We start from the raw sequence: 10,540 nt of genomic DNA on the forward strand, positions 1-10,540 counted from the left end.
TTCCTGAGCCGCACGGCGGTGCATTGCTGTACGTACATGCGCACACATCCTGGCGGTGTGTGTAGCAGGGCCGGAGGGACTTGAACCCCCAACCGCCGGTTTTGGAGACCGGTGCTCTACCAATTGAGCTACGACCCTTTGTGTGTTCCCCAACGTACCGCATCCGACCGGGTGCTCGTTGTGCACCGGCTGAGCCGCGGCTGCTGGAGGCCAACGAGGTGAGAGTGTACGTGGTCGCGAGCCCGGCGTCGAACAGAAAGTGCCCGTACGGGCTGTCCGACCGGAAGATCGTCCTGACCCGGGCCCGAATTCGGACCCTTGTTCACGGGTCGGCACGATCCTGTTCAGTGGGTGAAACCCGCGTGCCGGGCGGGTTTCCGGTCTGAAACGATGGCTCCATGAGCGCTGCAACCCCTCCCACCGAGCGCCGGGTCTCCGCCCGAGTCGGCGCGATCTCCGAGTCCGCCACCCTCGCCGTGGACGCCAAGGCCAAGGCCCTCAAGGCCGCCGGGCGTCCGGTGATCGGCTTCGGCGCGGGTGAGCCCGACTTCCCGACCCCGGACTACATCGTCGAGGCGGCCGTCGAGGCCTGCAAGAACCCCAAGTACCACCGCTACACCCCGGCCGGCGGTCTGCCCGAGCTGAAGGCCGCGATCGCCGCGAAGACGCTGCGCGACTCCGGCTACGAGGTCGACCCGGCGCAGATCCTGGTCACCAACGGCGGCAAGCAGGCCATCTACGAGGCCTTCGCCGCGATCCTCGACCCGGGCGACGAGGTCATCGTCCCGGCGCCGTACTGGACGACGTACCCGGAGTCGATCCGGCTGGCCGGCGGTGTGCCGGTGGAGGTCGTCGCGGACGAGACGACCGGCTACCGGGTGAGCGTGGAGCAGCTGGAGGCGGCCCGCACGGAGAACACGAAGGTCGTGCTCTTCGTCTCCCCCTCGAACCCGACCGGCGCGGTCTACAGCGCCGAGGACGCCGAGGCGATCGGCCGCTGGGCGGTCGAGCACGGCCTGTGGGTGCTGACGGACGAGATCTACGAGCACCTGGTCTACGGGGACGCGAAGTTCACCTCCCTGCCCGCGCTCCTGCCCGAGCTGCGCGAGAAGTGCATCGTGGTCAACGGCGTCGCGAAGACGTACGCGATGACCGGCTGGCGCGTGGGCTGGGTCATCGGCCCGAAGGACGTGGTGAAGGCCGCGACGAACCTCCAGTCGCACGCGACCTCGAACGTCTCGAACGTGGCCCAGGTCGCGGCCCTGGCCGCCGTCTCCGGCGACCTGTCGGCCGTCGAGAAGATGCGCGAGGCCTTCGACCGGCGCCGCCGGACCATCGTGCGGATGCTCAACGAGATCGACGGCGTGCTGTGCCCGGAGCCTGAGGGCGCCTTCTACGCGTACCCGTCGGTGAAGGCCCTGCTCGGCAAGGAGATCCGCGGCAAGCGCCCGCAGAACACGGTGGAGCTGGCCGCCCTCATCCTGGAGGAGGCCGAGGTCGCGGTCGTCCCCGGCGAGGCCTTCGGCACCCCCGGCTACCTGCGGCTGTCCTACGCGCTCGGTGACGAGGACCTGGTCGAGGGCGTGAGCCGGATGCAGAAGCTGCTGGCGGAGGCGCAGGACTGACGTCCACCTGCTTCTTATCGGGGGCCACCTCCCAATTTCGGGAGGTGGCCCCCGCCCCTTTGTGCGAGCAAGACCACGTTCGGGGAATCCGCTACCGGGACGGCGGGGACGTGCGGCAGGATCCTTGGATGGAGCGTGTACGTGATGTCTCTGAGCTGCCGAAAGCCCATCTGCACCTGCACTTCACCGGCTCGATGCGGCCGGGGACCGTCCTGGAGCTGGCCGACAAGTACGGTGTGCGCCTGCCCGAGGTGCTGACCGAAGCCCTCACCAGCGGGGAGCCACCGAAGCTGCGGGCCACGGACGAGCGGGGCTGGTTCCGCTTCCAGCGGCTGTACGACGCGGCGCGCTCCTGCCTCAGGGAGCCGGAGGACATCCAGCGGCTGGTCCGGGAAGCGGCGGAGGAGGATCTGAAGGACGGCTCGGGCTGGCTGGAGATCCAGGTGGACCCGACGTCGTACGCGCCCCGGCTGGGCGGTCTGATCCCGGCCCTGGAGATCATCCTGGACGCGGTGGACACGACGTCCCGGGAGACCGGCCTGGGCATGCGCGTGCTGGTGGCCGCCAACCGTATGAAGCACCCTCTGGACGCTCGCACCCTGGCCCGGCTGGCGGTGCGGTACGCCGACCGGGGCGTGGTGGGCTTCGGGCTGTCGAACGACGAGCGGCGGGGCATGGCGCGGGACTTCGACCGGGCGTTCTCGATCGCCCGGGACGGCGGTCTGCTCGCGGCCCCGCACGGCGGCGAGCTGACCGGCCCGGCCTCGGTCCGGGACTGCCTGGACGACCTGCACGCCTCGCGGATCGGCCACGGGGTGCGCGCGGCGGAGGACCCGCGGCTGCTGAAGCGGCTGGCGGACCGGGGTGTGACCTGCGAGGTGTGCCCGGCGTCGAACGTGGCGCTGGGCGTGTACGAGAAGCCGGAGGACGTGCCGCTGCGCACGCTCTTCGAGGCGGGCGTCCCGATGGCGCTGGGCGCCGACGACCCGCTGCTCTTCGGCTCCCGGCTCGCCGCCCAGTACGACCTCGCCCGCCTGCACCACGGTTTCTCGGACGCCGAACTGGCGGAGCTGGCCCGGCAGTCGGTCCGGGGCTCGGCGGCGCCGGAGGGTGTGAAGGCACGGCTGCTGGCGGGGGTGGACGAATGGCTCAGTGGCCCGGGCGCTTGAAGTGGGCGTACGGCGGATAGGGCTTGAAGCAGATCAGGACGTCCAGGGAGTGGCCGCCGCCGGGTGGCTGGACCAGCGCCGGGAGTTCCGTCATCAGCGCCGAGTGTCCCTTGGCCACGTCCTTCTGGCGCGGCCCCCAGCCCGCCGCGTGGGCGAAGGAGGTGGCGGTCTCGGCGAAGACGTCGCGGCTGCCGAAGAGGAAGAACGTGCGGGCGTGCGTGGCGTGCCGTAATTCCTCGCGGAAGTCGGCCCGTTCCCGCCGTTCGCGCCACCGAGCGGCGTCCCGGGCGGTGCGTGCCTCGTCGGTGCGGACGGTCAGCGGGGTGCCGTGGCGCAGTTTCTGGCGCAGTTCGGGCCACTGGCTGGAGCGCAGGCCGAGGGTGTGGTGGGCGAGGACGAGGTCGGTCGGCTCGCCCCAGCCCTCGTCGGGCGGGACTCCGTCGCGCAGGGGCACGTGGACGATCGTGTGGCGGGAGTAGGCGGCGAAGGAGAACAGGCCCGCGAGCCGGTTCAGGCCGTCGTGGTCGCCCAGCAGCAGGCCGATCGGCTCGGGGGCGCTCAGGGAGGTGTGTCGCAGGGGCTGCCAGGGCTGGACGACCCGGTGCTCGTGCGGGCCGGTCCTCGGCCGGAACTGGCGCAGTCTCAGCCGCATGCGGCGATTCCGGTCAGCAGCGTGCGGGCCAGCCGCCGGGCGAAGTCGTCCACGGGGGGCGGTTCGCCGTCGCTGGTGGCGTCGTAGGCGAAGGCCCGTTGGGCGCAGGCGCCCAGGAGGAGGGAGGCGGCCGCGAAGGTGTCCGCCTCGGGGTGGACGCGGCCTGCGGCCTGTTCGGCGCGGAGGTAGGCGTCGAGGCCCTCGATGGGCAGGTGCGGGCCCGCGCCCATCTGCCGCATCGCCTCGTCGTGGCGCTTCTTGAGCTGGGTCTCGGCGTAGAGGGAGGCCGCGATCGGGAAGCTCTGCTCGTAGAACAGGGCGGCCTGCCGGGCGATCTCGGTGAGGTTCTCCTCCAGGGTGTGCCGGCCCGGCTCGGCGGTGAGGGCGCTCAGCAGCGGGGCGACTCCCGGGAGCCGTTCGCGCAGGACCTCTATGAACAGCTCCTCCTTGCTGGTGAAGTGCTTGTAGAGGGCTGCCTCGGAGCAGTCTGCCGCCCTGGCGATCTCCTTGGTCGTGGCGCGGGCCAGCCCGATGGTGAGCATGAGTTCGTGGGCGGCGTCAAGGATGCGGGCTCGGGCCGGTTTCTGCTGCATGGCGCCCAAGGATCGCATGGCCTCTCCAAGCATGCTTGACGGGTGGGTGAGTGCTTACTCACTCTAGGGGGCAACAGGGTGAGTGAGTACTCACCCACCAGGGAGGAGCGGGTCATGAACCTCACCGTCTTCGGCGCCACCGGAGGAATCGGGCAGGAAGTCGTCCGTCAGGCGCTCGCCGCGGGCCACCGGGTCACGGCCGTGGTGCGCGACCCGGCCCGGCTCGACGTGACCGGTGCGGGCCTGGAGGTGTTCCGCGCCGACCTCGCCGACCCCGAAGCGGTACGCCCCGCGGTCACCGGACGGGACGCTGTCCTGTCCGGCCTGGGTCCCCGCAGCCGCAAGGACGCCGGGGTCGCGGCCCGGCTGACCCGTACGGTCCTGCGGGCCATGGAGACCGAGGGCGTGCGCCGGGTGCTCGTGGTCAGCGCCGGGCCGGTGGGCCCGGAACCGGCGGGGGACGGCTTCCTCGACCGCGGTGTGCGGGGGATCGTCTCGGCGCTGCTCAAGGACGTCTACGCCGACCTGCGGGAGATGGAGGACGAGCTGGCCCGCAGCGGCACGGACTGGACGTCCGTACGGCCGCCGCGGTTGCAGGACAAGCCCCTCACCGGCTCGTACCGGACGGTCGTCGGCGGCTTCCCGCCCAGGGGGCGCTTCATCGCGCGGGCGGACGTGGCCCACGCGATGCTGGCGATGATCGACGATCCGGGGACGGTGAAGCAGGGGGTCGGGGTGGCGTACTAGGCGTGTGACGGCCTACAGGGCGACGCCCACCGTCACGGGCTCGTTGACCAGCGTGATGCCGAAGGCCTCGTGGACTCCGGCGACGACCTCGCGGGCGAGGGACAGCAGGTCCTCGGTGGTGGCTCCGCCCCGGTTGGTGAGGGCGAGGGTGTGCTTGGTGGAGATGCGGGCGGGCCCGGTGCCGTAGCCCTTGGTGAAGCCGGCCTTGTCGATCAGCCAGGCCGCCGAGGTCTTGGTGTGGCCCTCCCCCGCCGGGTAGGCGGGCGGCTCGACGCCGTCGCCCAGCCGCTGCCGCACGCGCGCGTGGAAGGCGTCGAACTGGGCGTCGGTGAGGATCGGGTTGGTGAAGAACGACCCGGCCGACCAGGTGTCGTGGTCGTCGGGGTCCAGGACCATGCCCTTGCCGGCGCGCAGCTTCAGGACGGTCTCGCGGGCGGTGGCGAGCGCCACCCGGTCACCGGGGTCGACACCGAGCACGCGGGCCGTCTCGGCGTACTTGACCGGTGCCGACAGCCCGTCCGCGTCCTCCAGGGCGAAGCGGACGCGCAGCACCACGTAGCGCGTCGGGTCGTCCTTGAAGCGGCTGTGGCGGTAGGAGAAGGCGCACTCGTCGTTGGTCAGCGTGACCGTCTCGTGGGACCGGCGGTCGTAGGCGATGACCTCGGTGATGGTCGAGGAGACCTCCTGGCCGTACGCGCCGACGTTCTGGATCGGTGTCGCGCCCGCCGAGCCCGGGATGCCGACGAGGCACTCGATGCCCGCGAGCCCGGCCTCCACGGTGCGGGCGACGGCGTCCGTCCACACCTCGCCGGCCGCCAGCTCCAGTGTCGTACCGCGCAGTTCGAAGCCGGTGGTGGCGATGCGCAGGGCCGTGCCGTCGAAGCCCTTGTCGCCGATGACCAGGTTCGATCCGCCGCCGATGACCAGCAGCGGCGTGCCGGTGGCGTCGGCCGCCCGGACGGCGTCGATCACCTCGGCGTCGGTGGTGGCGGTGACCAGCCGGGTCGCGGGACCGCCCAGCCGGAAGGTGGTCAGCGGGGCGAGGGGAGCGTCGTGGAGTTCCTGCACGCGCCCAAGACTACGAGACGGCACCGACAGTGCCCCGGCACAGGCCGACGGCCCGGCGGGAAGCCGGGCCGTCATGCGGTTGTCCACGCCCCACGCGCGCGTGGGGGTCTCACGTCTGGGAGGCGAGCCCTTGGGACGTCGGCGCATGGCTCCCGGAGCCGGCGAAGGCCTTCAGGGCCTGCGGTGACTGCCAGGCGGACAGCGTCCAGAAGGTCCGCCGGAACGGCTGCGCCTTCAGCGAGGCCCCGTGGGCGCCGGGCCCGCCGCTCACCTGGCGCCACACCGCCGGGGTGCGGACGAGGAACCGCAGGGCTCCCCGGAGGGTGCGGGTCTCGAAGCGTGAGGCGAAGACATGGACCTCGGTGTCCTGCGGCGGGGTGCTGGGCACGGTCCAGGGCAGGACGGGCATCTCGCACTCCTTTCGGGCGCGGCCGCGGTCAGCGGGAGGCGGCTTCGACGACCGGGGCGGGTGCCTGCTCGGCCACGCTCGCGGCCGGGGCGGCGGCGCGGCGCCTGCTCGGGATCAGCAGTGCCGCCGCTCCGGCGAGCGCCACGACCCCGGAGCCGGTCACCAGGGCGGGCTTGAGGCCGTCGACGAAGTTCTGCGCGGACTCGTAGCCGCCCTGCGCGGAGAAGATCGAGGACATGACCGCGATGCCGAGGGCGCCGCCGACCTCGCGCAGCGCGTTGTTGGCGCCGGAGGCGATGCCCTGCTCCTGCGGGCGGACGCTGGACATCACCAGGTTGGCGGCCGGGGCGAAGTAGAGGGCCATGCCGATACCGCTGATGATCAGACCGGGCAGCTGCGCGGCGTAGGAGAGGTCGGCCGAGACCACGGAGGCCATGTAGCCGAGTCCGACGGCCTGGAAGAACAGTCCGGTGGCGACGACCGGTCGGCCGCCGATGCGGTCGGAGAGGATCCCGGCGACCGGCGCGACGAGCATCGGCATGCCGGTCCAGGGCAGCATCCGGAAGCCGGCCTCGGTGGGCGAGTAGCCGAGCACGCCCTGCATGTACTGGCTGAGCAGGAAGATCGAGCCGAACATGCCGACGAACATCAGCAGACTGGCCGCGTTGATCCCGGCGAAGGCGCGGGAGCGGAACAGCCGCATGGGCAGCATCGGGTTCTTGGCGCGGGTGCTGTAGAGGACGAAGCCGGCCAGCAGGGCGCTGCCCGCGAACAGCGCGGTCAGCACGACGGTGTCGGTCCAGCCGTCGGCGGGCCCGCGGACCAGGCCGTACACGATCCCGAAGAGCCCGCCGCTGGCGAGCAGCGTGCCGGGGAGGTCGAGCGGGGCACCGGTGCCGTACGACTCGGCCAGGCGCAGCCGGGCGAGCGGCAGCAGGGCCACCCCGAGCGGGACGTTCAGCCAGAAGATCCAGTGCCAGGAGACGTGTTCGGTGAGGCTGCCGCCGATCAGCGGTCCGGAGGCGACCGCGAGGCCGTTGACCGCACCCCAGATGCCGTACGCCATCCCGCGCTTGGCGGCGGGCACGGCCGCGGTCAGCAGGGTCAGCGTCAGCGGCATCATCACGGCGGCGCCGACGCCCTGGACGGCGCGGGCGGCGATGAGGGAGCCGATGCCGGGTGCCATGGCGGCGGCCGCGGAGGCGCCGGTGAAGACGGTGAGCCCGGCGAGGAAGAGCCGGCGGCGGCCGAACCGGTCGCCGAGCGCCGCGCCGAACATCAGCAGGACGGCGAAGGTGAGCGTGTAGGCGCTCACGGTCCATTCCAGGTCGTTCAGCGCGCCACCCAGGTCCCGGCGGATCGAGGGCAGGGCGGTGGTGACGACGAGGTTGTCGAGGGACGCCATGAATCCGGCGACGCTGGTGATGACGAGGGCCCAGACGGTTCCCCCGCGACGTGTGCTCTGCTGTTCCGTCTGCTCTGACCTCTGCTGTGGCATCTCTCCCCCAGGGAGTGCTCGTGACAGTTGATTAGTTATCGATGACTAACTTCTGCGGGCGAACGGCGCCGGTCATCACCCTTCGCCGCCCGCGCTACTTCTCCAGCCGACCCGTGACCCGCGCGTCCGGGTAGATCCCGTCCCACACCCGGTGCCCGGGCGGAAACCCCATGGCCACCAGGCAGTTGATCAGCATCCCGTACGCCATGAAGGTCGTCGTCTCGTTCGCGTCGGCGCCGAGCGGGAGGTGCACGGTGTCCCACAGGCGCATCCAGCCGGCCCGCACGGACTCCCCGAAGGCGTGATCGCCCTCCTCGTCGGCGGCGGCGACCGCGAGGTACATCTGCATCTGCATCTGGAGCCGCTCGGGTCGCTCCGCGATGACCTTGACGTACGCGTTCGCCATGGCCTGCTGGGCCTCTTCGCCCTCCAGCCCCTCGGCGGCTTCCTCGAAGGTGCGGATCGTGTCCTCCACGCACCGCTCGGCCGCCGCGAGGAAGATCGCCTTCTTGCCCGGGAAAAGGCGGAAGAGATACGGCTGCGAGACACCGACACGCTTGGCGATCGCCTCGGTGGACGTCCCGTGATAGCCGCCCCGCGCGAACTCGCTCATCGCCGCGCGGATGACGCTCTCGCGCCTCTCCTCTGCGCTCATCCTGACCATGCGAGAAAGTTAGTACTCAATCACTAACTAAGTCAAGGGAGTGGCGGAGCGGGTCGCGTCCGGGATGCCCGCGCGCGGCCGCGAACGGCGGTGGGCCGCCACCCGCTCACGGGTCGCGCAGCGCCGGGAGCAGTACCGGCGCTCAGGGCCCTGCCCCTGTGTGATGAACACGTTCCCGCAGGCCGGAGAGGCGCAGACCCGCCCCGGCGGACGCTGGTGGTCCCACACCAGGACGGCGAGCGCCAGACACGAGGAGGTGAGGAGCCACTCGTCCCAGGGGGCGTCGTCGTCGCGATCGAGGTGCGGATGCCAGGGCGTGCCGCCGCCGTGCGAGGTGAGGCGCAGCGGCCCCGCGCACTCCCCAAGGAGCCGGTTGAGGGCGGCGGCGGCCGTGTCCACGTCGGCGGCGGCGAAGACCTCGCGGAGCGGCACGGCGGCGGCGCGCATGCGACCGACGTCCTGGGCGGTCAGGTGGAGGGGGCCGGTCTCGCCGTACTCGCGCAGTACGGCGGCGACCGCCTCCGGGGCCGGGACCGGATCCGGATCCGGATCCGGATCCGGACCGGGGCCGACCGTGAGGGCGTTGACCAGAGCGGCGGTGCGGCGCGCGTTGGTGAGTACGGAGTGGCGGGTGGACCAGTCGTGGGCGCGGGAGGGCATGGCGCGAACGTAACGCATATTGAGCTATTTTGAGTTACGTACGTAGCGTCGCGCCGATGAAAAGACGTGACACGTGTGTCTACTTGGCGGGGGCGACGGCCGCCCGCACCGGCGACGAGATGTCCGGGCCGGCGCTGCTGCTGGCCGGTTTCGCGGCCTCGGGCTCGGCCGCCGAGGCGTCGTCGCTGCTCGCGGCCTTGACGGTCGCGGCGGCGGTGGGCGGTCCCGTGCTCGGGGTGTTCCTCGACCGGTCGGCGCGGCCTGGCCGGCTGCTGGGGGCGGCGCTGGGGCTGTACGCGGTGGGGCTGGTACTGATCCTCGCGGCGCTGGGCCGCATGCCGCGTGCCCTCGTGCTCGCAATCGCCGTGGGCACCGGTCTCTTCGGGCCGGCCCTCTCAGGCGGCTGGACGGCACAGCTGCCCCGCGTCGTCCCGCCGGAAGGGCTGCCGCGCGCCACCGCGCTCGACGCCATGACCTTCGGCGCCGCGAGCCTGGCGGGCCCCGCCCTGGCGGGCATCGCGGCGGGGCTGCTGGGGGCTCCCGCCGCGGTCGTGCTGTCGGTGACGCTCATCGGGGCGGCGCTGCCGGTCGCCTGGACGCTGCCTGGGCGGCCGGGGACGGGAGCGGCGGGGGGTCCCGGCCCGGGCGTGCGTCCTGGTCCGGGCGTGCGTCCTGGTCCGGGCGTGCGTCCTGGTCCGGGCGTGCGCTCTGGTCCGGGCGTGCGCTCTGGTCCGCGCGCCGGCACGGTGCTGGGCGACCTCGCGGCCGGCTGGCGGTGCATCGGCCGCAGCCCGTCGCTGGCCCGGGCCACGGTGACATCGGTCGCCTCCTGTGCGGCGCAGGGCATGCTGATCGCCTGCGCGCCGGTACTGGGAGCGCGGTCCCTCGGCGGCGCGGGGCGCGGCGCGTTGCTGCTCTCCGGTGTCGCCGTCGTGTCCCTCGTCGCGAACGCCGTCCTCGCCCGCCTCCCCGGCCGCGGGCCCGCCCCGGACCGCGTGGTCCGGGTCGGCGCGCTGTCGCAGGCCGCCGCCCTCGTCCTGGCCGCGACCGGTCGTCCGGCGCCGCTGGCCGCCGCGGTCGTACTCGCCGGGGCGGGGCAAGGACCGCAGCTCACGGCTCTGTTCGCGGTGCGGTACCGGGAGGCGCCGGAGCGGTTGCGCGGCCAGGTCTTCACCACGGGCGCCAGCCTGAAGATCACCGGCTTCGCCCTGGGCGCGGCGGTGGCGGGCCCGGTGATCGGCCGGTCGCTGCCGGGCGCCCTGCTCACGGCGGCCGGGGTGCAGGTCGTCGGGGCGCTGTTCGGGAGGTGCGGGGCATCCGGCGGGCGTAGTACGGGAGAAGTGGGGGGGGGTGGGGGGGGCGCCCCAGGTCGGCGGCCCGGAGCTCAACCCCTCAACCCCCCAGGCCGCCGCCCCACGCCCCCCCGGCCGCCCCCACCACCCCCACGCCCCCCGC

Annotated in this window: 10 protein-coding genes, 1 tRNA gene and 1 pseudogene; 4 read left to right on the forward strand and 8 right to left on the reverse strand. The window is 72.6% G+C overall.

What is annotated here, in order from left to right; translation table 11 throughout:
* Nucleotides 1–65: 65 nt before the first annotated feature.
* Nucleotides 66–138, reverse strand: a tRNA-Trp gene (locus tag ACFY01_RS41985).
* 260 nt (nt 139–398) lie between these two features.
* On the opposite strand from ACFY01_RS41985, the gene ACFY01_RS41990 reads away from it, so the two are divergent.
* Together ACFY01_RS41990 and ACFY01_RS41995 are read left to right on the forward strand one after the other, a co-directional pair.
* Entirely contained in the window at nt 399–1,625 is a 1,227-nt protein-coding gene (locus tag ACFY01_RS41990; RefSeq protein ID WP_390741034.1) for a pyridoxal phosphate-dependent aminotransferase, read from the forward strand.
* A gap of 128 nt (nt 1,626–1,753) precedes the next feature.
* Nucleotides 1,754–2,794 (forward strand): adenosine deaminase, encoded by a 1,041-nt coding sequence (locus tag ACFY01_RS41995; protein WP_390741035.1) that lies wholly within the window; start codon nt 1,754–1,756, stop codon nt 2,792–2,794.
* Here ACFY01_RS41995 and ACFY01_RS42000 read toward each other — a convergent pair.
* Together ACFY01_RS42000 and ACFY01_RS42005 are read right to left on the reverse strand one after the other, a co-directional pair.
* Complete coding sequence (locus ACFY01_RS42000) at nt 2,775–3,446, reverse strand: hypothetical protein (RefSeq protein ID WP_390741036.1); 672 nt, start codon at nt 3,444–3,446, stop codon at nt 2,775–2,777. The genes ACFY01_RS41995 and ACFY01_RS42000 overlap by 20 nt on opposite strands.
* A complete protein-coding gene (locus tag ACFY01_RS42005; protein ID WP_390741066.1) occupies nt 3,437–4,039 on the reverse strand; it encodes a TetR/AcrR family transcriptional regulator in 603 nt (200 codons plus the stop codon). Before ACFY01_RS42005 ends, ACFY01_RS42000 begins: the two co-directional genes overlap by 10 nt.
* Nucleotides 4,040–4,153: 114 nt before the next feature.
* Between ACFY01_RS42005 and ACFY01_RS42010 the strand changes: the two genes are divergently transcribed.
* On the forward strand, nt 4,154–4,786 hold the full coding sequence (locus tag ACFY01_RS42010) for an NAD(P)-dependent oxidoreductase (protein WP_390741037.1): 633 nt from the start codon (nt 4,154–4,156) through the stop codon (nt 4,784–4,786).
* Between the two features lie 12 nt (nt 4,787–4,798).
* On the opposite strand, the gene ACFY01_RS42015 is transcribed toward ACFY01_RS42010, so the two are convergent.
* The 5 genes and pseudogenes from ACFY01_RS42015 to ACFY01_RS42035 all read right to left on the reverse strand — a co-directional run bounded on the left by ACFY01_RS42015 (nt 4,799) and on the right by ACFY01_RS42035 (nt 9,085).
* Nucleotides 4,799–5,854, reverse strand: a complete 1,056-nt coding sequence (locus ACFY01_RS42015) for a UDP-N-acetylmuramate dehydrogenase (RefSeq protein ID WP_390741038.1) — start codon at nt 5,852–5,854, stop codon at nt 4,799–4,801.
* Nucleotides 5,855–5,969: 115 nt separating this feature from the next.
* Nucleotides 5,970–6,263, reverse strand: a pseudogene (locus ACFY01_RS42020) (DUF3291 domain-containing protein); the annotation flags it as partial.
* A 28-nt stretch (nt 6,264–6,291) separates the two neighbouring features.
* A complete protein-coding gene (locus ACFY01_RS42025; protein ID WP_390741039.1) occupies nt 6,292–7,761 on the reverse strand; it encodes an MFS transporter in 1,470 nt (489 codons plus the stop codon).
* 94 nt (nt 7,762–7,855) lie between these two features.
* Complete coding sequence (locus ACFY01_RS42030; protein WP_390741040.1) at nt 7,856–8,425, reverse strand: TetR/AcrR family transcriptional regulator; 570 nt, start codon at nt 8,423–8,425, stop codon at nt 7,856–7,858.
* 27 nt (nt 8,426–8,452) lie between these two features.
* Entirely contained in the window at nt 8,453–9,085 is a 633-nt protein-coding gene (locus ACFY01_RS42035) for a CGNR zinc finger domain-containing protein (protein WP_390741041.1), read from the reverse strand.
* 56 nt (nt 9,086–9,141) lie between these two features.
* On the opposite strand from ACFY01_RS42035, the gene ACFY01_RS42040 reads away from it, so the two are divergent.
* A partial coding sequence (locus ACFY01_RS42040) for an MFS transporter (protein WP_390741042.1) occupies nt 9,142–10,540 on the forward strand: 1,399 nt, incomplete at its 3' end.

This window comes from Streptomyces sp. NPDC001480 (assembly GCF_042894725.1).
Classification (GTDB): domain Bacteria; phylum Actinomycetota; class Actinomycetes; order Streptomycetales; family Streptomycetaceae; genus Streptomyces.